At 63.8% G+C, this 21,656-nt stretch carries 19 protein-coding genes and 1 tRNA gene; 10 read left to right on the top strand and 10 right to left on the bottom strand.

Annotated features, from left to right (window positions below; all coding sequences use genetic code 11):
• Positions 1-27 precede the first annotated feature (27 nt).
• The gene (locus tag IE053_RS09530) at positions 28-834 is read left to right on the top strand and encodes an SDR family NAD(P)-dependent oxidoreductase (RefSeq protein WP_189575332.1); all 807 of its coding nucleotides are present in this window, start codon (positions 28-30) and stop codon (positions 832-834) included.
• Here the strand turns inward: IE053_RS09530 and IE053_RS09525 are convergent.
• A complete protein-coding gene (locus IE053_RS09525) occupies positions 831-1,841 on the bottom strand; it encodes a DNA topoisomerase IB (RefSeq protein WP_189575330.1) in 1,011 nt (336 codons plus the stop codon). The genes IE053_RS09530 and IE053_RS09525 overlap by 4 nt on opposite strands.
• A gap of 188 nt (positions 1,842-2,029) precedes the next feature.
• On the opposite strand from IE053_RS09525, the gene IE053_RS09520 reads away from it, so the two are divergent.
• Entirely contained in the window at positions 2,030-2,836 is an 807-nt protein-coding gene (locus IE053_RS09520; RefSeq protein ID WP_189575328.1) for a M48 family metallopeptidase, read from the top strand.
• Between the two features lie 81 nt (positions 2,837-2,917).
• Positions 2,918-2,994, top strand: a tRNA-His gene (locus IE053_RS09515).
• A gap of 72 nt (positions 2,995-3,066) precedes the next feature.
• Here the strand turns inward: IE053_RS09515 and crtY are convergent.
• Positions 3,067-4,263 carry a lycopene beta-cyclase CrtY gene (gene crtY, locus IE053_RS09510; protein ID WP_189575326.1) on the bottom strand — a complete coding sequence of 399 codons (1,197 nt, stop codon included), beginning with the start codon at positions 4,261-4,263 and terminating at the stop codon, positions 3,067-3,069.
• 196 nt (positions 4,264-4,459) lie between these two features.
• Between crtY and IE053_RS09505 the strand changes: the two genes are divergently transcribed.
• Together IE053_RS09505 and IE053_RS09500 are read left to right on the top strand one after the other, a co-directional pair.
• The gene (locus IE053_RS09505; protein WP_189575308.1) at positions 4,460-5,545 is read left to right on the top strand and encodes a DUF2855 family protein; all 1,086 of its coding nucleotides are present in this window, start codon (positions 4,460-4,462) and stop codon (positions 5,543-5,545) included.
• A 59-nt stretch (positions 5,546-5,604) separates the two neighbouring features.
• Positions 5,605-6,657 carry a mannose-1-phosphate guanylyltransferase gene (locus IE053_RS09500; RefSeq protein ID WP_189575306.1) on the top strand — a complete coding sequence of 351 codons (1,053 nt, stop codon included), beginning with the start codon at positions 5,605-5,607 and terminating at the stop codon, positions 6,655-6,657.
• Here the strand turns inward: IE053_RS09500 and IE053_RS09495 are convergent.
• Positions 6,654-7,418, bottom strand: coding sequence for a helix-turn-helix domain-containing protein (locus IE053_RS09495; protein ID WP_189575304.1), 765 nt, complete (start codon positions 7,416-7,418; stop codon positions 6,654-6,656). The two genes, IE053_RS09500 and IE053_RS09495, sit on opposite strands and share 4 nt — an antisense overlap.
• 102 nt (positions 7,419-7,520) lie before the next feature.
• Between IE053_RS09495 and IE053_RS09490 the strand changes: the two genes are divergently transcribed.
• Positions 7,521-7,964: a hypothetical protein gene (locus IE053_RS09490; RefSeq protein ID WP_189575303.1), complete on the top strand. Its 444-nt coding sequence runs from the start codon at positions 7,521-7,523 to the stop codon at positions 7,962-7,964.
• On the opposite strand, the gene msrA is transcribed toward IE053_RS09490, so the two are convergent.
• From msrA to IE053_RS09475, 3 genes are all read right to left on the bottom strand, one after another.
• Positions 7,965-8,582 (bottom strand): peptide-methionine (S)-S-oxide reductase MsrA, encoded by a 618-nt coding sequence (gene msrA / locus IE053_RS09485; RefSeq protein WP_189576919.1) that lies wholly within the window; start codon positions 8,580-8,582, stop codon positions 7,965-7,967.
• A gap of 127 nt (positions 8,583-8,709) precedes the next feature.
• Complete coding sequence (locus IE053_RS09480) at positions 8,710-9,714, bottom strand: lipid A deacylase LpxR family protein (RefSeq protein ID WP_189575301.1); 1,005 nt, start codon at positions 9,712-9,714, stop codon at positions 8,710-8,712.
• A 39-nt stretch (positions 9,715-9,753) separates the two neighbouring features.
• On the bottom strand, positions 9,754-9,945 hold the full coding sequence (locus tag IE053_RS09475) for a hypothetical protein (protein ID WP_189575298.1): 192 nt from the start codon (positions 9,943-9,945) through the stop codon (positions 9,754-9,756).
• A gap of 178 nt (positions 9,946-10,123) precedes the next feature.
• Here IE053_RS09475 and IE053_RS09470 point away from each other — a divergent pair, with 178 nt between their 5' ends.
• Positions 10,124-11,143: a ribonucleotide-diphosphate reductase subunit beta gene (locus IE053_RS09470; RefSeq protein WP_189575296.1), complete on the top strand. Its 1,020-nt coding sequence runs from the start codon at positions 10,124-10,126 to the stop codon at positions 11,141-11,143.
• A gap of 242 nt (positions 11,144-11,385) precedes the next feature.
• Here the strand turns inward: IE053_RS09470 and IE053_RS09465 are convergent, their stop codons facing one another.
• The 4 genes from IE053_RS09465 to IE053_RS09450 form a co-directional block, all read right to left on the bottom strand.
• Positions 11,386-12,927 carry a serine hydrolase gene (locus tag IE053_RS09465; RefSeq protein ID WP_189575294.1) on the bottom strand — a complete coding sequence of 514 codons (1,542 nt, stop codon included), beginning with the start codon at positions 12,925-12,927 and terminating at the stop codon, positions 11,386-11,388.
• A gap of 336 nt (positions 12,928-13,263) precedes the next feature.
• Positions 13,264-14,229: a hypothetical protein gene (locus IE053_RS09460; protein ID WP_189575292.1), complete on the bottom strand. Its 966-nt coding sequence runs from the start codon at positions 14,227-14,229 to the stop codon at positions 13,264-13,266.
• A gap of 72 nt (positions 14,230-14,301) precedes the next feature.
• Positions 14,302-16,809 (bottom strand): S8 family serine peptidase, encoded by a 2,508-nt coding sequence (locus IE053_RS09455; protein WP_189575291.1) that lies wholly within the window; start codon positions 16,807-16,809, stop codon positions 14,302-14,304.
• A 254-nt stretch (positions 16,810-17,063) separates the two neighbouring features.
• Positions 17,064-18,581 (bottom strand): UbiD family decarboxylase, encoded by a 1,518-nt coding sequence (locus IE053_RS09450; RefSeq protein ID WP_189575289.1) that lies wholly within the window; start codon positions 18,579-18,581, stop codon positions 17,064-17,066.
• A gap of 154 nt (positions 18,582-18,735) precedes the next feature.
• Here IE053_RS09450 and IE053_RS09445 point away from each other — a divergent pair, with 154 nt between their 5' ends.
• The 3 genes from IE053_RS09445 to IE053_RS09435 all read left to right on the top strand — a co-directional run bounded on the left by IE053_RS09445 (position 18,736) and on the right by IE053_RS09435 (position 21,639).
• On the top strand, positions 18,736-19,011 hold the full coding sequence (locus IE053_RS09445) for a PGPGW domain-containing protein (RefSeq protein ID WP_189575287.1): 276 nt from the start codon (positions 18,736-18,738) through the stop codon (positions 19,009-19,011).
• A 250-nt stretch (positions 19,012-19,261) separates the two neighbouring features.
• Positions 19,262-19,930, top strand: coding sequence for a carbonic anhydrase (locus IE053_RS09440; protein ID WP_189575285.1), 669 nt, complete (start codon positions 19,262-19,264; stop codon positions 19,928-19,930).
• Positions 19,931-19,947: 17 nt separating this feature from the next.
• Positions 19,948-21,639 carry a SulP family inorganic anion transporter gene (locus IE053_RS09435; protein WP_189575283.1) on the top strand — a complete coding sequence of 564 codons (1,692 nt, stop codon included), beginning with the start codon at positions 19,948-19,950 and terminating at the stop codon, positions 21,637-21,639.
• The last annotated feature ends 17 nt before the right edge of the window (positions 21,640-21,656 follow it).

Below are 21,656 nucleotides of genomic sequence, written 5' to 3'. Positions count from 1 at the left end.
CGTGGAAGCATCGAAAGCGGGATTCCCTTGGCCTCCAGAACCATCATCATCACCGGCGCGGCAACCTCACTCGGTCGCTCCGTCGCACTGCGTTTCTCCAAAAGCTCGGACAAGCTGCTCCTCACCGACGAAGACCGCGAACAGGGCGAAGCGGTGAAGGAAGAGGTCATCGCCAAGGGCGGGCAGGCGACGTTCATCGCCGCTGACCTCCACGAAGCTCTCGACGTGCACAACGTCATGGCCGAGGCGCTCGACACTTACGATCGGGTGGACGTTCTCGCGCATACGTCGAACTATTTTTATTCCGCACCCTTCCTCGAAACCAGCGAGAGCGACTTCGACGAGGTCATGGATCGCAATGTCAGGGCTGCATTCCTCATCAACAAGGCCGTCGCGCGACAGATCATCAAGCAGGCCGGACCGCCGGACGATGGTGGCGTCGACACGGCGAGGAGCGGGGCCATCGTCAATGTCGTCTCCAATGAGGCCGTCACTGCGAATGCAGACGATGCGATCTTCGCGGCCAGCCAAGGTGCCGTCGTCCAGCTGACGAAGGCTGTTGCGATGACACTTTCCCCCTACGGAGCTAGAGCGAACGCCGTCGGTCTTGCCGGGGTGAAGGGCGCGCTTGACGAAGCGAAGGTGAAAACCCCTGAGCAACGCAAGGCCTCGATCGAAGTGACCCCGATGGGCAGGCGCGGCGAACCGAAGGAGGTTGCGAGCGCCATTCATTTCCTGGCCGCGGAAGAGGCGAGTTTCATCACTGGACAGGTCCTGTTCGTGGACGGAGGGCGTCTTGCCGTCTCGAAAGCCGCATTGGCCGAGGGTTTCTAGCCGTCACCCAGCCATCTGAGGAACCAGGTCTCTTCCGAGGACAGCCCAGCCCGCCTGCGTCCGCCCCTGAGACCGGAGGCAGACTGCGCCAGCGCGCCTGACTTCACCTCGTCAATGATCCGCGGATGGACATAGCTGTTGCGCGCAATCGCCTTGGTGTTGCCGAGCGTCCCGGCGGCGGCCCCCAGGACATCATCGACCAGAGCGCCCTCCGCGAGACCAGCCGCGAAGGCCTCGACCGAGCCGTGCCATGTCCTGAACGTCTTGGCCGTGATCGGTTCGCCGAAGAGCCCATGCAGGTAGGCATTTACCTCCCCGGAGGTGAGGGCGCAGAGATCCCCCGTCTCGTCCCTATACTGAAAGAGGTGCTGGCCAGGCAGGTCGCTCAGCTTACGGACGAGACCCTTGAAGCGGCGATCGGAGAGCGAGATGTCTTGCTCCCGTCCATGCTTGCCGCGAAAACGGAGGAGCGTGCCATCGTCCTTCACATGGCGCTGGCGCAGCGTGGTTGCGCCGAAACTCCTGTTCTCCTTTGCGTAGGATTCGTTCCCGATGCGGATGACGTGCTCGTCGAGGAGCCAGAAGACGGCGGCGAGGATCCGCCCCTGGGTCGGCGCGAGGCCGCGGCGCGCGGCATCGTTCTGCTGACGGGCCTTGCCTAGCTTCCTTCCGAACGAGGCGAGGGCACGGAATTTTTTCTCGTCGCGAAAGGCCCGCCAGTCTTCGTGGTAGATGTAGACCTTCCGGCCCTTCGCATCGCGCCCTGTGGCCTGGAGATGGCCGTTGCGGTCCGGGCAGATCCACACATCCTCATAGGCTGGCGGTATGGCCAGGGCGAGGCACCGCTGGCGGTCCGGCCCGTCGGGCAGCACCGCGCCATCGGGATCACGGAACGACCAGCCCTTGCCCCGGCGCACGCGGGTGATCCCCGGTGTAACGTCGGTGCTGTAGACGAGGCCTGCCGCCTTGGCGTCGGCACGGGCTTCCTTCGCGGTCTTGGTCACCATGCTGCGAGCAATACGCGGCCGACGCCGCCCGTTCCCCGATCAGGCGGAACGCAGCGCGCCTTTATGCCGTTTGTGGGGGAGAAGTTCCTCGAGGGAGGCCGCGCGTCTGTGCGCGGGCCGCTCACCGGCGTTGCGTCAGGCGTCCGGCAGGCCGATAAAGTTCCCTCGTACCAATGCTGGAGACGTTCATGGCCCGCTTCCTTCGCCGCTCGATCATAGCCGCTGCCATGGCGGTGCTCGGCGTTGCCGCCTGTACCTATAACGAGGAACTCGGGCGCAGCCAGCTTCTCTTCACCGGCCCCGATTCGATGGCCCAGGCCGCTGCTTCAAGCTGGGAGCAGCTCAAGACACAGCGCACGATCTCCAACGACCCGCGCTATGTAAGCCGTCTCAACAGGGTGGCGCCGCGCCTGATCCGCGCGGCTGGCGAGGACCCGTCGAAATGGGAGTACCTTGTCTTCGAGGATCCGAGCCTCAACGCCTTCGCCCTGCCCGGAGGCCGGATCGGTATCCACACGGGCATCATGGATATCATGAAGAACGACGCCCAGCTCGCTGCAGTGGTCGGGCACGAAATCGCCCATGTGAAGTACCGCCACTCGGCAGAACGCTACAGCCAGAACGTGCTCGCCTCCGTCGGCCTCGGTGCAGCCTCGATCGCTGTCGGCGCGAATTGCGAAGGGACTGCCGCGGAACGCCGCGCCTGCGAGCAGCGCTCCGGTGCCCTGATCCAGGCTCTTGGCCTCGGCGCGATCTACGGAGCGATCCTGCCCTACAGCCGCAAGCATGAGCTGGAAGCCGACACCGGCGGCGTGCGCTACATGGCGCGGGCCGGATATGACCCGTGCGAGGCAATCCGGTTCTGGAAGCAGATGCAGGCGGCATCCGCTGGCCAGGCCCGTCCGCCGGAGTTTGCGTCCACCCACCCCGCATCGGAGACGCGGATCCGGAACTTGACCGAGATCGTGCGGAAACAGGGCCGCACCTGCAGCTGAAAACTGTCAACGAAAAAGGGGTGACGTCGCGCTTTTCAGGGTCTATGGGACGCGCTCGCGCGGCGACGCCGCGACGATCCTGCCGCCTTAGCTCAGTTGGTTAGAGCGCTTGATTGTGGATCAAGAGGTCCCCCGTTCGAACCGGGGAGGCGGTACCATCATCACGAAAGATTCGAGGGCCGGGTGACCGGCCTTTTTGTTGCCCCCGTTTCGAGCCCGGTTCGCTGCGGTCAGGCAGCGTCGAGGAAGCGCTCTGTCCACTGACGCTCACGCACGCAGGCGAGGGCCTTGAAGATGTTGACCGGTGGCTTGCCGGCAAGGACGCGGAGCTTGTCCTGCGGTTGTGAGCGGGCGGCGTAGAAGCGCTCGATCAGCCCCCGGTTGAACCGGTAGAACCTCTGCATGACAAGGTAGCGCTCATCGGGCTTGGCCGCATCGAAAAGGAACCGAGAAAGCATCCTGTAAAAGCTGCGGTCCTTCCAAGCCCTGATCGCGAAACCATGGGTGAAGGCACAAAGCGCCGGTCCCGAATGGTCAGCCAGCCCCGCAATGCCCTCGGCCATGGCCGCCGCGTCGGGAAGGGAATAGCCCGTGAGCGGATGGAAAAGCCCCGCTCTCAGGCCGACCGTCGCGACCCCGCTCGTCCCCTGCGCCAGATGGGCCCGGATGTCCCCGCCCATCGCCACGGGCAGGATTCCGTGCTCGGTGCGGATGGTCCGCTTGATGCGCCAGCCTTGCCCAGCGCAGTAATCCTCGAGCAGGCGCGCGGTCCCCTGCACGTCGATCTCGGACCCGTCGGCGTAGTAGGTGTCTTCGACCAAGGCAGTCGTTTCCGTGAACGGAAGGACATAGACGAAGCGGTAGCCGTCGAGCTGCGGAACCGTGGCGTCCATGATGATGGGCGTCGCCAGGCCGTGGGGCTCCTCGAATTCGTATTCGCAGCCCACGAACTTCTGGTAGCCCAGAGCCAAGTGGTCGAAGCTGCGCTGGCCGCGGGCGTCGATCACCGCGCCAGCCTCGATGCGCGTGCCATCGGCCATGGTGGCGCCGGTGGCGTCCAGAACCTGCACGTCTGTCCCGCACCTTGCGCGGGCGCCGAGCGTTCCGCCGACAACCTCGGCCAGCTTCTTCGACGTCACCGAGACATAGGGCGTCCCGAAGCTCCGGCTGTAGCGCGGGAAGCGCACGCCCTGGCCATCCCATCGATGGGCGATCAGTGGGCGGAGCCAGTCGAACGTCGCGGGCGGAACATCGGTTTCATGGAAGGACCAGGTGTGGTTGCCGCCAAGGCTCTCGCCTTTCTCGAGCAGGACGATGTCGAGCTCCGGTCGTTGCTCGGCGAGTCGCCACGCGATCAGGGAACCCGAGAGGCCACCGCCGACGATCAGGACATCGCAGGCCGTTATCGGTGCGGTGGCTTCGGGCAAGGGCGTTCCTCTCAGGCAGGAGCAGCTGGGCGGCCCCGGGACGGTGGCGCTGGCGCGCGGCCCGCGGAGCTGCCGGGCCAACCTGCCCGTTTATGGCCTCGCGCCCACGGACGGGCAAGCGGTCCTGTATGCGCCCCGGCCTTTCCCTCTCCCCCCGGTCCTCTGCTAAACCCCCGTCAAAAGCCAGGAGGCCAGCATGATTACCGAACTCAGGGTCAAACGGGGCGATCTCGCCGACGCCCAGCTCGTTCAGCGCGAAACACCGGAGCTTGCCGAGGGAGAAGCGCTGCTCGAAGTCGAAAGCTTCGGTCTCACCGCCAACAACGTGACCTACGGCATCGTTGGTGAGCAGATCGGCTACTGGCAGTTCTTTCCCACCGACGACGCGCCGGAGACCGGTATCATCCCCGTCTGGGGCTTCGGCAGGGTGGTTCGGTCGAACACGGACGAGCTGAAAGAGGGCGAACGCCTCTTCGGCTACTTCCCGATGGCGACCCATGTCGTGATGAAGCCCAAGCGCAAGGGGGGTGTCGTCTTCGATACGTCAGAGCACCGGGCGGCCCTGCCTCCGACCTACAACGCCTACCGCTTGACGGCGGAGGAGCCGGAGGCGCTCAAGCAGCGCGAGGATGCGCGCTCGGTCCTCTTCCCGCTCTTTGCCACCAGCTATGTCATCGCCGACTGGCTGGACGACAACGACTTCTTCGGCGCGGAGCAGGTCGTCGTGATGAGCGCATCCTCCAAGACCGGCTTCGGCACCGGCGCGGCGATCAAGCGGCTCGGCAAGGACGTCAGGACCGTTGGTGTCACCTCGGCCAAGCGCGTGGACTTTGTCCGCTCCCTGAACGCCTTCGACGAGGTCGTCAGCTATGACGACATCGAGAGCATCGACGCTTCTAAGCCCACCGCTCTCATCGACATGTCCGGCAATGCGGAGGTCATCACCCGCGTCCACAATCACCTCGGTGACAATGTGAAGGTAAGCTCCATCGTCGGCGCGACCCATTGGGATGCCCCCCGCCAGAAGGAGCCGCTGCCCGGCGCCAAGCCAACCATGTTCTTCGCCCCCGCGCAGATCCAGAAGCGCGACAAGGAGCTCGGTCCGGGCGAATTCATGCGCCAGGCGCTGGAGGCGTGGCTGGAAATCTCGGACAGCCTCGGCGACCGCCTGACCTACGAGCATCACAAGGGTCCCGAGGCGACCCGCATCATCTGGAAGGATACGGTGGCTGGCACCGTCGACCCCAGCCGCGGCATCGTCGCCAGTCTCAACAAGGATTGACGCCGCGGCGCAAAGACGCTTCCACAGCCTCCTGAGCTTCAGGAGGGAGGCCTGCAGCCATGTCTACGATCATTCCCGTCATCATGGCAGGCGGAAGCGGCACGCGCCTGTGGCCGCTCTCACGCAAGGCCCGGCCGAAGCAGTTCCAGCCTCTCATCAGTGAGCGGACGATGCTTGATGAGACGCTGGCCCGCGTTACCGGGCCAGCCTTCGGCCCGGCGGCGGTGATCGGCTCGGCGCCGCACGCGGAGATGATCGCGGAAAGCCTGGGCGAAGGCGGCAGGATCGTGCTCGAGCCCTTTGGCAGGAACACCGCCCCCGCGGCGATCGTCGCCGCGCTGCTCGCACGGGAGACCGATCCCGACAGCCTGGTTCTCCTTCTGCCTGCGGACCATCATATCGCCGATGTACCCGCTTTCCAGGAAGCGGTGGCGCGCGGGGTTGCCGCGGCCGAGAAAGGCTATCTCGTCACCCTGGGCATCACGCCGGAAGGGCCAGAGACCGGCTATGGCTACATCAAGCGCGGTGAGCCGCTGACCGAAGGCACTTTCACCGTCGCACAGTTTGTCGAGAAGCCTGACCGTCCGACAGCGGAGCGTTATATCGCAGAAGGCGATTACGCCTGGAATGCCGGCATCTTCCTTTACCGCGCAGGCGACCTCCTTGCCGAGGCCGAGGCCCATGCGGGCGAGATGCTGACGGCCACGAAAGCCGCCTACGATGCTGCCGAACGCAGTGGCAGCCAGATCGCCCTGACGCCGGAGGCCTTCGATCCCGTCCCGAGCGATAGCGTCGACTACGCCATCATGGAGAAGACCGCGAAAGCCGCTGTCGTCAGTCCCGTGACGATCGGCTGGAACGACATCGGTTCATGGGCCGCGGTGAAGGACTTCGCGACCGGTGAGATCGCAGAGGGCAACATCGCCATCGACTGCACCGACACGCTCATCAAGACCTCCGAAGGCGCACCAATGATCGCTGCCGTTGGCCTTGAAGGCATGGTCGTGGTCGCCACAGCAGACGCTGTCCTGATCCTGCCTGCTGAGCGGAGCCAGGACGTCAAGAAAATCGTCGAAGAGCTGAAGGAGAAGGGCCGCGACGCGCTCCTCTAATTCGGCTGCGCGATTGCCTTCAGGAACGCCTCGGTCGCATCGTCCGCGGGCAGCATTTGCTCGATCGTCAGCTGCTCCACCATCGCATCCTGCGGCGTACCAAAGGACAGGAGCACGGTCAGCCACCGCGTCTCCGTACCCATCATATCGATGGTCAGCGGCAGGACGGGATCGGCACTCGCCGGTCCGTCTTCTGACGCTGCGAAGATGGGGTCACGCTCCGCAGCCTGAATGATCGGGCGCAGTGGAGAGTTAGGGCCTTGTCCAGCCGCTTCAGCGCGCAGGCGCGCGAGAAACCCGCGCCCGGCCGCCGGATAATCGAGGATCAGGGTCCGGTGGGCTCCATCGGATAAAAAGACCTCGGCCACATTCATTCCGGGCTCGGCGTCCGGTGTCAGCATCTTGAGCATGGTCCAGCCAAGCGGATTGGCGCGCAGCACAGTGAACTTCCCGTTCAGCGCATAGGCGGGCACGGCTTGCGTCGCGAGGATCCGGTCCACGACGGGCATTAATCCCGTCGGGATCTCTTCGCCATTGTCGTGCCAGCGCTGGGCATAGCCCGCGACGCCCAGCATGCTGTTTCGTTCACGGAGCGGCAGCTCCAGCGCCCGCGACAGCTTCAGAACCATGCTCTCTGAAGGCCACGCGATGTTGCGTTCAAGGCAGGAGAGATGCCGGGTCGAGACCTGCGCGAGGTCCGACAGCGCTTCCTGGCTCAGACGGCGCGCAAGGCGCCAGCGTTTCAGTTCATCTCCGAACATGCCGCCAGCCTACCAGAAGAGGTCACTGCTGCCATGACCTCGGAGGTCATGGTGTGCAGCACCCGGCGGCCGCACCCTCCCGAAGCCTGAAAAGAGGAGGCCATGATGAGCCAGACCATCAACCCGTCGGTGAGAGGCGCTCCCGCGCTGTCACCCAGTGCCGGAGCGCTCGCCATGGGCGCGCTCGCGCTCTACGGCGTGTTCTTCGCCCTCGCGCCAGCTCTTGCGCGCGCTTTCCCGTTCGAAGCGGCGTTCTACGAAGGCCAAAAGCCAGCGATCCTGACCGAGCCACAGGTCGATCAGGCGCTCAATTTCTATTGCGCCGTGATCGGCGGCGTGATGGCGGGATGGTTCGCGACCCTTGCGCTCCTGATGCGTGATCCGCGCCGGGCCGTCTGGAATGCCGCGCTAGGCGGCGCGGCGATCTGGTTCGCGATCGACAGCCTGGGTTCGATCCTCACCGGCTATTGGCAGAACGCTGTCATCAACGCAGGGTTCGGTGCAGTGATCGTCGGTATCCTGCTCGCCTCGCGCCCCGTGGACTGATTATTTGCGCGCAGCCAGCAATTCGCCGGCCGACTTGCCCCACAGGTTGCGCACCGTCCGGTCGCGCCCGCAGAGCCCGCGGTACACACCATATTGCCGCGGGTTTTTCATGTAGTAGTCCTGATGGTACATCTCGGCAGGGTAGAAGGTCGGCATCGCCTCGATCGGCGTGACGATATCCTTGCCCAGCTCTTCTTCGCCTTCGGAGATCACCGTTTCGAGGATCTGGCGTTCTTCTTCCGTGCCGAAATAGACAGCGGTGGTGTAGCCATAGCCGCGGTCACAGAACTGTCCGCCATCATCGGTGACATCGATGGTCCGTATGAAGAACTCCGCGAGCTCCTCGAAACTGATCGTCTCCGGGTCGTAGCGCACCAGCGCTACCTCGCGGTGGCCGGTCTTCGAATAGTTCTGGTAAGTGGGGTTCGCGACCTTGCCGCCCGCATATCCAGAAACGACTTCGGCGACGCCCGGAAGCTTTTCGAGGTCGGCCTCCACGCACCAGAAACATCCACCGGCAACCAGCATCTCCGCGCCAGCTTCTGCTGCGGGTTCCAGCTCCGGCTTCGACTGGTCCAGGTCGCAAGAGGCCACGAGCAGGAAGAGGGGGATGAGGATCGTCATGCGCATCAATTCGTTCGGCTTTCCCAGGGAGGACAGCGGGCGTCCTTCTGTGTTCTTCGTCGCCCCGCGGGACAGGGTTACGCGTGAGGAACGCCAAAAGCGAGCACTGTCCCCCTCCGGCCTAGAACCGCGTCGAGACCGTCAGCGCGCCGAAACGCTGGTCGCCATCCTGCCCGAAGAACTCTTCGCTGCGCAGGACATAGGTGAAGCTCGCCTGCACGCCGCCGATCTGCGCAGCGATCCCGGCCTGGGTATCCCAGACCCAGGCCTTCGATTCCACCGATGGCCCCCGGTCCCTGAACAGCGAATTGTCGAGGAAGATGTTGTGCGCCACCGCTTCGAGCTGCGCCCCTGCGAAGACGTACCAGCTCCGCCGGTGCTGCGGCACGAAGAAGCCTGATCCAGCGCCTGCCGGCCTGACCCGCGGCGGGCCGTAGCCCACTGTCAGGGCCTCGCCGAAGCGCAGGTTGAAACCCGCCCGGCCTGCCGTCTTCACGGTTCCGGCCTGGAAGCCGACATAGGGCACGCAGTCCCAGCCGATGCCTCCGTCATAGGCGCCATGGGCAATCCGCTGCTGCTGGTCATAGCTGACATTGATGCCGACAGCGGTGTCGATCTGGTTGTCCCAGCCAAGTGCCCGCTCACGGCCCGTCGTGTCATGGATCAGGTTCTGCGCATGCTCGCCCAGAGCTTCAGGCCCAACGACCCCGAGCTCCACCGACATCTGGTCCACCCGCGAGGGCTGCTCGATCAGCGCCGTGTAGCGGACATAGAGATAGCCGGCATAGGGGTGCTGGTCGGGCGGGGGCGCCGCCACATCAAGGTCTCGCGGGGTGTAGATCTCTTGCGCGATGGCGAGCCCACGGCGCTGGCGCATCTGCTCCCGGTCGCCCCTGAGGCCCAGCACGTCCGCCATGACCCGCCCCCGCGCGGACAGCGGCTTGTTGCCGCTCAGATAGCCGAGCCGCAGCCCGCTCGTGTAATTGTCGTCGTCGCCGAAATAGCCATCATTCTCGAGCGCGAAGGTCAGCGTCGCCTTGTGGTCGTCCTTGACGGGGACATCCTGCGCCCAGACGGCAGCAGGCAGGGCCGCCAGCGCGGCCGCGATCGAACCCTTCCCCAACATCGGCGGGACCATTGCCCAACAGGCCCCGGAGTTCCAGCGCTAATCCTTGCGCCGGGGCTTTTTCGGCAAGGGCTGGATCCGCCCCGCGAGCACCACGCTGACCAGCGCCACCGCCATACCGATCAGGCCGGCGGGCAGCTCCCGCCCGACCATCTCGCCGATATCCACGAACAGGAACCGCGTCACGACGCCCAGGGCCATGGCGTAGAGAATGATCCGGAACAGCGACATGGACGCAGGTTTCGCGCCTGCGTGCACCCCTGTCCAGCCACGCGCCCTGCGACAAGAATACCCTTCATCTTGTGCACAAATAGCGTTTTGCAGGATGGCACACACAAGATATCGTGGCTTCAGATTTCGTTAACCACAACGGCCCGAGGCCATCATGGCCAACTTCGGAGAGACCAGAATGTTCGACGCGCCCGAGAACGGAAAAGCACTGCCCGGCCTGATGATCCCGTCCAAGGGGTACAAGCCGCACCGTTATCCGTGGGCGTTCGATTACTGGAAGAAGCAGCAGCAGGTCCACTGGATGCCGGAGGAGGTTCCTCTGGGCGAGGACTGCAAGGACTGGGCGCGGGCGCTTTCCGATGGTGAGCGGAATCTCCTGACACAGATCTTCCGCTTCTTCACCCAGTCCGATGTCGAGGTGAACGACAACTACATGGAGCGCTACGCGCGCGTCTTCAAACCTGTCGAGGTGAAGATGATGCTGGCCGCGTTCTCCAACATGGAGACGATCCACGTCGCCGCCTACGCCCTCCTGCTCGAGACCATCGGTATGCCGGAGTCGGAGTTTTCGGCCTTCCTCGACTACAAGGAAATGGCCGACAAGCACGATTATATGGGTCAGTTCGGTGTCGAGACCGAGGCGGACATCGCCCGCACCGTCGCCATGTTCGGCGGGTTCACGGAGGGTCTCCAGCTCTTCGCATCCTTCGCCATGCTGATGAACTTCCCGCGCCAGAACAAGATGAAGGGTATGGGCCAGATCGTCACCTGGTCGATCCGCGACGAGAGCCTCCACTGCGAGGGGATGATCAAGCTCTTCCACACCTTTGCGCAGGAAACCGGTTGCCTGACCAAGTCGGTCGCCGACGACATCGTCGACTGCTGCAAGACCGTGGTGGGCCTCGAGGACCGCTTCATCGACCTCGCCTTCGAGGCCGGCGACATCCCGGGCATGACCCCGGACGACATCAAGCAATACATCCGCCACGTCGCCGACTGGCGCCTGCAACAGCTCGGCCTGCCCGAGGTGTACGGAGTCTCCAAGCACCCGCTCCCCTGGCTCCGCGAAATGCTTAACGGCGTCGAACACGCCAACTTTTTCGAAGCGAGGGCCACTGAGTATTCGAAGGGCGCAACCCAGGGAAGCTGGCACGGCGCTGACGGTGTGTGGGCTATGTTTGACAAGGTGAAGGGGTGAGCTGGAGAATTTTCAGCGTCCTCGAGGACGATCTGTAAATAGCTTTAGCTACGTCGAACCCTCGTCACACAACTCAACAACTTATTCGCTCGAGTTTCGGAAGATATTGCTCGTCGTCGGATCGGAGATCGACAGGTCGATGAGAGAGCTGGTTCGCTCGCGCGATCTCGAAGCAAGCGTAAGGGTGCATGAAGCCGCAGGCGGAAAGCAACGCTCCGGTTCTCCCAAGGTGCATTGCGGCTTCACTCCTTCCGGAACGTCGCGCCTTCGTATTTCAGCTGGCTGATCTCAGGTCCGCGAGCCTTGAATTCGATGATCTCCCCCTGAAGGGGAATGAGTTCGACGCGGACCGTCTCGGCTTCCGTTCCGGGTTGCGCAATGGTGGTCATGACGCCGTTGGTCATCCGTAGGCGGTCGTCTTCGACGGAAACCGATATTGTTCCGTATTCCTTGTCGACATATGTCCCTGCATAGTCGGCAAGAGGCCGCGATAAGGTTGATGGCCGGGATGCGATATCGCTGCGCAGCGCGGCGATCCTGACCCTCAGGTCATCAGCCCACGCATCGACATCCTCGATGCCTTTCTGGTAATTCGCCTCTGCTTCGGGCAGCGCGAGAAGCCTGTCGTAGATACCGTTGGCAAGAACATCGACGTAGCGGTCGCCGATCCCCGAATCGTTGGCGAATACCGCGACCCCGATATGCTGATCGGGCATATAGGACACGTGCGCCCGCGCGCCGGGAAAGCTGCCGAAGTGGTGGACCAGTTGATGGCCCGTGTCGCGGTAGGGGCCGATATACCAGCCAAGCCCGTAGTGATCCCGTTGATAGCCGTTGAAGGTCGTATCGGCCGCGGTCAGGGGCTGACGGCTCGCGCGTATCACCGCCTGCGGAATGACCTGTTTGCCATCATGGGTGCCGTCTTCGACAAAAATCTCGAGCCAGGCGAGCGCATCACGCGCACTCATGATCACTCCGCCTGCGGAATGCATCGTGGCATCGGTTTTCCGGAGATAGGTACGGGCCGCGCCATCTGGCTCAACGGTCGAATGCGGCTTCGCCACCGACCAGCCCTCAGCCTCGGCCACGGACATGAACGGGGTGGTGCGTGACATGCCGAGCGGGCCGAAGATCTCCTCCGACAGGATGTCCTGCCACGTGGTTTGTTGCTCATGCTCGACCAGGCGGGAAAGCAGGATGTAATTCCAGTTCGTGTACCGAAATTGACCGTAGCCGATTTCAGGCGCTGAGTTCTCTCTGGTTGTGCCGATCAGGTCCCATAAAAGCTCCGGTGTGTGCTCGCCGGAATAAGCCACTCTGTGAACGAACGGCCTGTTCTTGATGCCAGATGACATGGCGAGCAGGTCGCGAGGCGTGATCCGATCGGTGTCGATGCTGCGCCGGAATGGCGCATCCGGTGCGTAGTCCGAGAGAGGCTGGTCGAGATCGATATCGCCGCGCTCGTGCTGGATTGCGAGGGCGAGGGCCCACATCGATTTGGTGGATGACGCGATATAAAACGCGGTGTCTTCGGTAACCGCCTCCGCGGTTTCGATGTCGGTGACGCCGAACCCGCTCGCATAGCTGCCTTGCGGAGTGTAGACGGCAACCGCCAAGCCTGGCATCACCTCGAACTGCGCAAAAGCGTCCTCGACCATCTTGTCGATGGCAATCGCTTCGGGCGCGGCCTGCTCCGCCGCATTTGCCGTCGCATTGGCAAAAGCCAGGAAAAAGAGCGCGCTCACCATGAGGCTAGAGAAGACCCTGACGAGATTTTTGGGCATGAACCACCACACAGATTTCGCGTTGTCGTTACCGTCCACCGAAGCACCTGGCCAACGCAAGGCGCGGAAGCAGCTATAATCAGGCGTAGTGCGCATGAGGCCGAAGGCGGCGTGCACCGCTCCTTCTCTCCCAAAGTGCATATCAGCCTCCCCGCCATGTGCCAGACGAGATATCCCCGCCCCACGATCCCGCGCGGCAATCGCCCCATGCCGCGCAAGAACCCCACGCCCGAGCCGCTCCGTATCCCGCCCGCCCTTCTGGCTTCATGCGAAACCGCCCGTGGGGGCTCTTGCTGCCGCCTGCAGGAATCCGCGTGCGGAGAGAAGCGCCGCTGCCTACTGGTCGAAACAGCTTGACAGGTAGGCGGCGAACCGGTCCGGGTTGAGCCGGTGGTTCATCGCCGCAAGCGGACCGCGTTCCGCAAGCCGCGTCGCGATGCAGGTCTGCTGGCTTTCATCGGTGGCAAGAATCGCGCGCTCCCGCTCGTCAAGCTGCAGGCGCCCCGCAACCTCGGCCATCTCCGGGGACAGAGCCACCGGCTCCGTCAGGGCTGGCCTGTCCACCGGCCCGATCGCTGCGATCCGTGGGCCGACGGTTTTCAGCGCGGCGTTGCGTCTCGCGATCTCCGCAGCATTGAGGGGCGGCTCGTCCACCCGAGGGGGAGCAGCCTCGGCGGCCTCGTCCTCGGTCAGGGTTCCTTCGGCCAGCACCTCCGCAGCCTTCGCCGCAGCGATGTCCGCGACAGCCTGCGTGTCCAAGGGCGCGGGCATCGCGTCGATTGTCCGTTGCTGCTGGTCGATCCGCGTCTGCAGCGCCGCGATCCTGAAGGACAGGGTCTGGCGATCAGCTTCGGAAGCAGACAGTGCCGCCTCGAGCTCACCGATATAAGCGAGGGCTTCTTTGTCATCCGCCACGGCCGCCTCCTGTGGCCGGTGATCCGTGGTCAGAAGATGTGCCAGCGGCAGCGCGGCGACGACAGCGGCCAGCACCTGCGTGCGGTGGAAGAGATAACGCCCAAAAGCCTCACGGACGAAGAATCCGCACGCCACCAGGGTCGCCAGAACGAGAAGGCTGAAAGCTCCCTGCCGCGGAGCTCCGCAGAACCCTTCCGCACCACCTCCGCAGAGGCCATGCAGGGCCGCGTCGAACAGGAAGAAGAGCGCCGCCGTGACCGCGAGCATGGTCAGCGGATCGCCGCGAAGACCCCGCACCCTTTCGACAAGGCGGGACCGAAGGCTCTCTCCTTCCGCGGTTCGGAGCTTCTCATCCGTCTGCGGAAAGGGCAGGTCGAAACCGGCCATGACTTGTGCTCCCGGTTGGCAACTTCCGGTAATATGGGCCGCAATCGCGTTCAGGCGAAAGGCCCAGAGCACCTAGTCAGGAAGCCGGTCGAGGATCAGGTCGAGGGTCACGCTTTCGCTGTCGTCCGGCACGGTGAAGACTGCCGTGGAGTCGCAAGCCTTGCCTGGGAACGTGCCGCCTAGTTCTCCTGCATCACAGATCTCGCGGTCGAAATCCATGTCGGTGGTGATCCTGAGGCGGTAGTCGCCGGCCTCAACGCCAGTGAGCGAAAAGCTCTCGCCGGCCCCGTTCGAAACGATGCGGTCGACCTCGGTGAAGCCATTGCCGTCGAAGGCCTCCAGCAGGATCAGCGCCGGTGCGGTCTCGGCGTTGAGGCTAGGCTGCGGGATCTGGAAGCTCAGCGGGACGATCTTGGTGTCGCCATTGCTGGCGTGCACGGTGATCTCGCCGAAATAGGAGCCCGGCGTGAACCCGCTGCGATCGACCGTGATCTCGTAGGTGCCGAAGCCCTCGGCATCTGTCACCAGCGGCTGGCCGTCGGGGATTGAGGCAGAGCTGCCCGTCACAGCGACGCTCACGCGGTCGATGGTGAAGCTCGGCGAACCGAGGCGGGTCACGTCGATCGTCGCCGTGTTGCCGATATTACCAAGGTCGACCACCGGTGGATCGATCCTGAAACCGGGCGGAAGGTTGAGGGCATCGTCGCGCAGCTGGAGGGCGACATCGACCATCTTCCTGTAGGAGATCAGGCCAAATCCGGTTTCGGGGTCCCGGCCCGGCGCGCCAATATCCGTGGTCAGGAGACCCTCCTCCACGAGGCGGTGGGCTTCGTCCGAGGTCAGCTGGGGATAGATCGACTTCATCAGCGCGAAGCCGGCCGCCGCCATCGGTGCCGCCATCGACGTGCCCTGGTAGAGCGAGTAGCGCGGGTCGAAGCCGTTCCCGGCGGTGTTGAGGCGTCCGACACCCCCGATGATGCCGTCAGCAAAGCCATCGACGTTGAGGTCGAAGCGAACGTCGCCGCCGGGAGCGGCAATCTCCACCTGCGGGTAGAACGAGCTGTACGGCGCGCGCAGGTCGTTGATGTCCGTGGCCGCGACAGCGAAAACATCCGGGAAGGAGGCCGGCCAGCTCGGCCCGTTCTCCGTTCCGTCGCCGTCATTGCCCGCCGAAGCGACGACGATCACCCCGGCCGCGATCGCTTCTTCGATCGCCGCTTCGGTCGCGGGGTTCGGCGCTGGGCCACCAAAGGACAGGTTGATGACATCGGCCCGCCTCGGCGGCAGTGTTTGCGAGGCATTCGGAAGACCAGCCGCATACCGGATTGCCTCGGGAATGTCGCCGACGATCAGGCGGCAGTCATCGCCCTGGCTGAAGCCGAGCTTCAGCATCATGAGGTCCGCAAACGGCGCGCCGCCGACCATGTCGCGGCCATTGAGCGTCGGCCCGCCTCGCGGCGCGGTGGCAATCGTCGCGACATGGGTGCCGTGAAAGTCGAAGCATTCGGACCCGTTCGGATCATTGGGGTCCACCGATTCTTCGGCCTCGGCATCGAAGGCGTCGCCATCGATGAAGGCTGGCACGAAGTCCCGCGCATCGACAATCACCGGAGCTATCTTCGGGTGGGTCGTCAGCACACCGCTATCGAGTACTGCGACCAGCGGCCGCTGGGCGCCCGGCAGGCGGTCCTCGATCTCCTGCAGCGCGGACTGCCAATCGACACTGCCGAGGTTCCATTGCAGCGAAGGATCGGGCGGCGGCGCCACCTGGTGCATGCGGGGATAGTGATAGGGCGCAAGGACTTCCCGCCTCGCCGTCGCGTTCGTGATCTTGATGTGGTGCAGCAGCGTGAGCTTGGCCGCGTAGTCGGGATCGACCGGCGCGTCGGTCTCGATGCCGAGGCGGTCGCGAAGGAAACCGGGCGAAAGCGCGCCGGTCTTCGCTGGAGCCAGATCGCCATCGTCCATCGTGACAAGGCGCGGGCGAAGGACGCGGCGGTCCTCGCGCGAGGCGACCTGGCGTTCGCGATACCTTTTCCTGACCGGATCGGGAATGGCCGTAGACTGAGGTTCGACCACGGTCAGGAAATGCGGTGACATCGTGCTCATCTGGCTGGCAGCGGCAGGCTGTTGCGGCCCGGTGGAGAAAGCGGGCGTGATGACCAGCGAATAGTTCGAGGACCCCACAAAGGCGTCGGCGATGATGATGTACTCGCCATTCTCGGGCACCGTCACCGTCTCGTTCTTCGAGGAGAAGGCGATCGACTGGGCGAGGATCGTGCCAGTGAGATCGGTCAGGTAGAGATCGAGATCGAGTGTGTCCGGTGTCTGGGGAGAGAAATCCGCGATCGTAAGGGTGACGACCTGGCCCGCTTCGAGCGTCGCCCGGTAGTAGTCCTGGTCATCGTCGTTCGGGTCGCAGGGGTCGCTTGGCGATATTTTTCCCGTGCACTGAATATAGCCGCGCACTTCTGCGTCGGGGTCGATGAACTGGGCTTGGCTGATCGTGCCGTTGGCGGTGTTCGAGTTGTTCGGATCCGCAAGGTCGCTGTCCACCGTCAGGATGGGATCGGCCAGCACCTGGCCGCTGACCGAGAAGGTCTCTGCCGGGGGTGGCGGCGGCGGAGGCGGCGGAGGTGGAGGCGGGGTGGTCGGCGGCGGCGTCGGTGATCCGCCGCTTCCGCTTGTGCCGTCGCCGCCTCCGCCGCCCGTGCAGCCAGAAAGCGCGACTGCGAAACAAACAGTAGCGAGAAACAGACGGAACGACTTCATAGAACTACCCCACCAAATGCGCCCGAACCCTTGTCCATGACACAAGACGATGCCCTGCTTGCCTATCCTGACGCCGCTCCACCATCCGTCAACTTGTCGATTAGTGATTTCATCCGGCTTTCCACCTCCGGGTCCATGGAAAGCACTTCGCCCCACTCCCGGTTGGTCTCGCCCTCCCATTTGTCCGTGGCGTCGAGGCCGATTTTCGACCCGAGGCCGGACACGGGCGAGGCGAAGTCGAGGTAATCGATGGGCGTATTGTCGAGGACAGTGATGTCACGGGCCGGATCCATCTTGGTGGAGATCGCCCACCAGACATCTTCCCAGTTCCGCGCATCGATGTCGTCGTCCACGACGATCACCCATTTGGTGTACATGAATTGCCGGAGGTAGCTCCATGCGCCCAGCATCACCCGCTTGGCGTGGCCCGCATAGGCCTTCTTCATGGAGATGACGGCGATCCGGTAGCTGCAGCCCTCGGGCGGCAGCCAGAAATCGGTGATCTCCGGGAATTGCTGCTGGAGGAGGGGGATGAAGACCTCGTTCAGCGCCTCGCCCAGCACCGATGGCTCATCCGGCGGACGGCCGGTGAAGGTCGAGAGGTAGATCGGGTCCTTGCGCATGGTGATGGCTGTCACCGTGAAGACCGGGAACTTTTCCACCGAATTGTAGTAGCCGGTATGATCGCCATAGGGGCCTTCATCGGCATACTCATCGAGGGAGACATAGCCTTCGAGGACGATCTCAGCTTCGGCAGGGACTTTCAGCGGCACGGTCTTGCAGTCGACGAGCTCGGCCTTCTTGCCGCGAAGGAGACCGGCGAACTGGTATTCCGAGAGGGTGTCCGGGACAGGCGTGACGGCCGCGAGAATCGTTCCGGGGTCCGCGCCAAGGACGGCCGCGGCGGGCAGGGGCTCGGACTTTTCCTTTGACCAGCGCTGGTGATGCTGGGCGCCGCCGCGATGCTTGAGCCAGCGCATGATCGTCTTGTTCCGGCCCAGCCGCTGCATGCGGTAGATTCCGAGATTGAAGGCATCCTCGCGCTTGTCCGACGGGCCTTTCGTGACGATCAGAGGCCAGGTGATGAGGGGCGCGGGCTCGCCAGGCCAGCAGGTCTGGATCGGGATCCTGTGCAGGTCGATATCGTCGCCGGTCAGCACGACTTGCTGGCAGGGGGCCTTCTTGGTCGAAGAGGGGCGCATGGCGAGGACCTGCTTGGCCAGCGGCAGGAGTTCCATGGCATCCTTCAGGCCCTGTGGCGGCTCGGGCTGGCGCAGGAAGGCGAGGGTCTCGCCGACTTCGCGGAGCTCTTCACCGGTTCGGCGCTCCTTGCCGCCAAAGGTCACGGCCATCGCGACGCGGCGAACTGTCCCGAAGAGATTCACCAAGACCGGCATGTCCGAGGGGGTGCCGTCTTCCTGGATCACGTTTTCGAAGAGGACTGCCGGACCACCCCGCGCGAGCATTTCGCGCTGGAAGGCGGTCATCTCCAACACCGTGGAAACCGGGTCTTTGACGCGGAGAAGCTCGCCTTCTTGCTCGAGCTTCTGGAGAAAGTCGCGGAGGGAACGATAGGCCATGCACGCCCTATGGCGGAGCGAGCACGATCCGTCACCTACGGTTAAGTCGCAGCCGAAAAACTCGTAATCATCCTTCACCGGGCGATCATCGTGCGTATTTTACAATTGCGACGCGCTCGCCAGTTTGTTATTGGATCGCAACGGTGGAGGATGAATGGGCCCGCTTACTGCAAGCCTTCTTACTCTCTTGCATAAGGTCACAGGCTCAGCCTTGGTGATCTTCGGGCTCGTGCTCTTCCCTCTGCCCATTCCTGTCGGCCTGATCATGATCGCGCTGGGGCTCCTGCTCCTCGCGCCATATTTCAAGCCGGTCCAGAACGTCGTCCGGAAACTGCGCTGCCGCTTCACCTCGGTCGATAGCTCGCTGCGCAAGATCAAGCGCCGCTGTCCGCCCGTCATTCGCAGCGCGATTGAAAAGACCGCGCCTTAAGCGCACGTCGCACCCAAGCTTCCTGAGAACAGAGCCGTCCCTCCTGCTTGTCAGGAAAGGATGAGCAATCACAAGGTTCGCGCCGCCGGCTGCTAACCTCTTGAGGAGGGCCTGCGGCCTGCTCATCGCGAATGCCGATCGGCTCTATAGGAAAAGCCTATCTCCACATAAGTTGCTGAAACTCGCGGTTGCCATCGGCGATGATACAATCTCTGCAACGATACGAGATATAAAGCAGAAGGAGACGGCCGTGCCCACAATCGCCGCTGGCGTCGTGAAGTTCCAGAAAGAGACCTTCCCCAAGCACAAGGACCTGTTCGAGAAGCTGGCGACCGGGCAGGAGCCCGAAGCTCTGTTCATCACCTGCTCGGACAGCAGGATCGACCCGTCGATGATGACGTCCACCGAGCCGGGCCAGCTCTTCATCTGCCGCAACGCCGGCAACATCGTCCCGCCGCACACCACCGCGACAGGCGCGATGACGGCGTCCATCGAGTTCGCGGTCGGCGCGCTGAAGGTCCCGCATATCGTTGTCTGCGGCCACACGGAGTGCGGTGCGATGAAGGGGGCGATGAACCTCGATGCCCTGTCGAGCCTTCCGCATACGAAGGAATGGCTGAGCTTCTCGGCGGCGGCTGTCGCCGTGGTCAACGAGAAGGGCGCCAACATGCCCGATCCGGAGAAGATGCATCTCCTCATTCAGGAGAACGTGCTGCTGCAGCTCCAGCACCTTCGGACGCATCCGACGGTCGCTGCCGCTCTCGCCGCGGGCAGGGTCAAACTCCACGGCTGGGTCTACGACATCAAGACCGGCGCCGTCGAAGCCTATGACGAGGACAAGAACGCCTTCACGCCCGTCGAGGAGCGCTACGCTGCCGAGGTGGCGGCCTTCGCCGAACGCAACACGCACGGACACTAAAGAAAGAGCGGCAGGGCATGTTCGACTTCAAGCACATCAAGGGGGACCTCTATGGCGGCATCACCGCCGGGGTTGTCGCCCTCCCTCTCGCGCTCGCTTTCGGCGAGGCATCGGGTGCAGGCCCGATCGCCGGTCTTTGGGGCGCGATCATCACGGGCTTCTTCGCGGCCCTTTTCGGCGGCACCAACACGCAGATCACGGGGCCGACGGGCCCGATGGTCGTGGTGTTTGCGGGCCTCGTCGGCGAGCTGACGCTGGAGCGTTCGGCAAGCTTCACCGAGGTTTCCGGCATTATTTTCGCCGCCGTGGTGCTGGCCGGGATTTTCCAGATCCTGTTCGGGATCTTCAAGGTCGGCCAGTATATCCGGCTCGTTCCGTACCCTGTGATTTCGGGCTTCATGTCGGGGATCGGGGTCATCATCATCCTGCTTCAGGCGAGCCGGATCTTTGGCTCGGAGCCTGACCGCGGCGGTGTGATCGCCGCTATCGAAGCCATTCCTGGCGCTGTCATGAGCCCGGACCTCGTGGCCACGGGGATCGCGCTCCTGTCGTTGTTGATCGTCTTTTTCTGGCCCAAGCAGGTCGGCAAGTTCATCCCCGGCCCCCTGGCCGCCCTGATCATCGGGACGCTGCTGGCCCTGCCATTCGACATCCCGAAACTGGTCGCGGTGCTGCCGACCTTCGAGACCTTTGCGGATCGCCTGCCGCCCTTCACCATTCCCAGCATTGACCGGGGCGTGGCGTTCCTCGTCTTCGAGGCGGCGATCATTCTCGCGCTCCTCGGGGCCATCGACAGCCTGCTGACGAGCCTTGTTGCCGACAACGCGACGCGGACGCGCCATGACTCCAACAGGGAACTGATCGGACAGGGTATCGGCAACTCTATTGCCGGTCTCTTTGGCGCAATTCCGGGCGCGGGCGCGACCATGCGGACGATGGTGAATATCAAGACGGGCGGCATGACGCGGCTCTCGGGCATGATCCACAGCCTCGTCCTGCTGGCCGTGGTGCTGGCGCTGACCCCGCTCGCCGCCGAGATTCCGAATGCCGTCCTCGCGGGTATCCTCATCAAGGTCGGGTGGGACATCATCGACTTTCGGTATATTCGTCGCTCCCACAGGGGGCCGCGCTGGGATCTTGTCCTCATGGCCGTCGTCCTGCTGGTGACGGTGTTTGTCGATCTCATCACTGCGGTCGGCATCGGTGTCTTCCTCGCGGCGCTCGGCTATGTGCACGCGATCGCAAAGGACCAGCTCGAGGCCATCGGCGAGGAGCGCCTCGTTGCTCTCACCCCAGAGGAAAAGGCGCTCTATGATGCAGCGGGTGGCCGGATCCGGATCTTCGAGTTTTCGGGCCCGCTGAGCTTCGGCGCGGCGGCGGACATCGCACACAGGGTCCGCGAGAACGTACACGGACGAGAGGTGCTGATACTTGATTTCCTGCAGATGCCTACCATCGACGTCTCGGCTGCCTACGCGCTGCAGACGATCCTCGAGGATGCAGAGAAGGAAGAGCGCCACGTACTCTTTGCCGACGTCAGCCCTCAAGTGAAGGCACAGCTGGACGGCCTCGGTATTTCCAGGCTGGTGAAGAAGGGAGGGCTTGGCCTCAACCGGCTCGAAGCCCTCAAGCTGGCGAGCGAGATTCTCGGGACCTCTCCCGATGCCGCAGGGGCGCGAGGCCTCGATCCGGCACCTGCTGCCGGTTGATCGGTGTCCTGACAAAA

It is taken from the genome of Parvularcula lutaonensis (genome assembly GCF_014651915.1).
In the GTDB taxonomy this organism is placed as follows: Bacteria; Pseudomonadota; Alphaproteobacteria; order Caulobacterales; family Parvularculaceae; genus Parvularcula; species Parvularcula lutaonensis.
Note: the sequence above shows the minus strand (reverse complement) of the source record. Positions and strands in the feature narration are given on the sequence as shown.

Excerpts from the sequence above, each read along its gene's own strand:
- IE053_RS09520 (WP_189575328.1), top strand. The coding sequence starts at position 2,030 with ATGGCCCGCTTCCTTCGCCGCTCGATCATAGCCGCTGCCATGGCGGTG.
- IE053_RS09465 (WP_189575294.1), bottom strand. The coding sequence starts at position 12,927 with ATGCCCAAAAATCTCGTCAGGGTCTTCTCTAGCCTCATGGTGAGCGCG.
- IE053_RS09460 (WP_189575292.1), bottom strand. The coding sequence starts at position 14,229 with ATGGCCGGTTTCGACCTGCCCTTTCCGCAGACGGATGAGAAGCTCCGA.
- IE053_RS09490 (WP_189575303.1), top strand. The coding sequence starts at position 7,521 with ATGATGAGCCAGACCATCAACCCGTCGGTGAGAGGCGCTCCCGCGCTG.
- IE053_RS09500 (WP_189575306.1), top strand. The coding sequence starts at position 5,605 with ATGTCTACGATCATTCCCGTCATCATGGCAGGCGGAAGCGGCACGCGC.
- IE053_RS09505 (WP_189575308.1), top strand. The coding sequence starts at position 4,460 with ATGATTACCGAACTCAGGGTCAAACGGGGCGATCTCGCCGACGCCCAG.
- IE053_RS09480 (WP_189575301.1), bottom strand. The coding sequence starts at position 9,714 with ATGTTGGGGAAGGGTTCGATCGCGGCCGCGCTGGCGGCCCTGCCTGCT.
- IE053_RS09525 (WP_189575330.1), bottom strand. The coding sequence starts at position 1,841 with ATGGTGACCAAGACCGCGAAGGAAGCCCGTGCCGACGCCAAGGCGGCA.
- IE053_RS09445 (WP_189575287.1), top strand. The coding sequence starts at position 18,736 with ATGGGCCCGCTTACTGCAAGCCTTCTTACTCTCTTGCATAAGGTCACA.
- IE053_RS09475 (WP_189575298.1), bottom strand. The coding sequence starts at position 9,945 with ATGTCGCTGTTCCGGATCATTCTCTACGCCATGGCCCTGGGCGTCGTG.
- IE053_RS09495 (WP_189575304.1), bottom strand. The coding sequence starts at position 7,418 with ATGTTCGGAGATGAACTGAAACGCTGGCGCCTTGCGCGCCGTCTGAGC.
- IE053_RS09470 (WP_189575296.1), top strand. The coding sequence starts at position 10,124 with ATGTTCGACGCGCCCGAGAACGGAAAAGCACTGCCCGGCCTGATGATC.
- IE053_RS09435 (WP_189575283.1), top strand. The coding sequence starts at position 19,948 with ATGTTCGACTTCAAGCACATCAAGGGGGACCTCTATGGCGGCATCACC.
- IE053_RS09450 (WP_189575289.1), bottom strand. The coding sequence starts at position 18,581 with ATGGCCTATCGTTCCCTCCGCGACTTTCTCCAGAAGCTCGAGCAAGAA.